This window comes from Pseudactinotalea suaedae (genome assembly GCF_009733815.1).
Lineage (GTDB): Bacteria > Actinomycetota > Actinomycetes > Actinomycetales > Beutenbergiaceae > Pseudactinotalea > Pseudactinotalea suaedae.
In genome coordinates this window covers 1-1,087 of the sequence record NZ_WNXY01000018.1, presented here as the reverse complement: position 1 = coordinate 1,087, position 1,087 = coordinate 1, and the positions used below count along the sequence as shown (strand labels likewise).

Sequence of the window (1,087 nt, the reverse complement as noted above, 5' to 3'; positions counted from 1 at the left end):
GACGCCGGTGCGTAGTCGTGAGGCTGGGGGTTGGTCGCCGGCGGCGGTGTGGGCTCGATGGTAGTTGTAGTGGATGTTCCAGGTGCCGATCGCGGCGGCTCGTTTGGCTTCTGACTCCCAGGCGCGGGAGTAGAGCAGCTCTTCGGCCAGGATCCGGTTGTAGCGCTCGACCTTGCCGTTGTGGCGGGGTGTGTAGGGCCGGGTGCGCTGGTGCCGGGAGGCGCTGGCCAGGACGGTGCGGGTGAAGTCGCGGGCGCGGTAGTTGGAGCCGTTGTCGGTGATCACGCGCACGATCCGGGTGATGCCGTGGGCTTTGAAGAACGCCCGGGCGCGGGCGTAGAAGGCGATCGTGGTGGCTGCCTTCTCATCAGGCAGCGCCTCGGTGTAGGCGAGCCGGGAGTAGCCATCGACGATCGAGTGCAGGTACACGTATCCGGCGCGCGCGCCAGCCTTCTTGGCGGCCCTGGTCTTCTTGTGCTGGGCGCTGCCCTGGCCGTGGGCGCGCCAGCCGCCACCGTCGGGGATCCGGCCGACCTTCTTGACGTCCAGGTGCACCATGTGGCCGGCGAACCTGGCGGTGATCGTGCCCACCGCGCGGTTGCTGGAACCGTCCGGATCCAGATCCTTGCGCCGGTTGATGCCGAGCCGCACCAGCCAGCGACCCACGGTCGCCACCGAGGCAGTGTGCCCGTGGATCGCCAGCTCCCGAGCGATCTGCCGGGCGGTCCACTTGCGCTCCCGGCGCCAGGTCTCGATCAGATCCACCACTGCCGGGGCCAACTGGGTCGGGCGTGCGAACGGGGCACTGGAGCGATCGGTCAGGCCGTCTTCGCCGTCGGCGTCGTAGCGGGCCTTCCATTTGGACAAACAGGCCCGAGAGATCCCTGCCTCGGCGGCGACGTGAGCGATCGGACGGTACTGGCAGCGCTGGATCAGACGAAGCCGACCAGCAGGGGTCAACGGGGCGTTAGCGTGAGACATCGAGGGGTAGGTCCTTCAAGCAGAACGGTCGTAGAGGTACTTCCATCCTGCCGCCGGGACCTACCCCTCGCTCACACCCCCGTCACCAACCTCATGAGACGCAACA

At 67.9% G+C, this 1,087-nt stretch carries 1 protein-coding gene; it reads right to left on the bottom strand.

Translation table 11 applies throughout. The annotated features are described in order from the left end of the window. On the bottom strand, window positions 1–981 hold a 981-nt coding region (locus tag GPA04_RS20930), incomplete at its 3' end, for an IS481 family transposase (RefSeq protein ID WP_156226172.1). Window positions 982–1,087 lie beyond the last annotated feature (106 nt).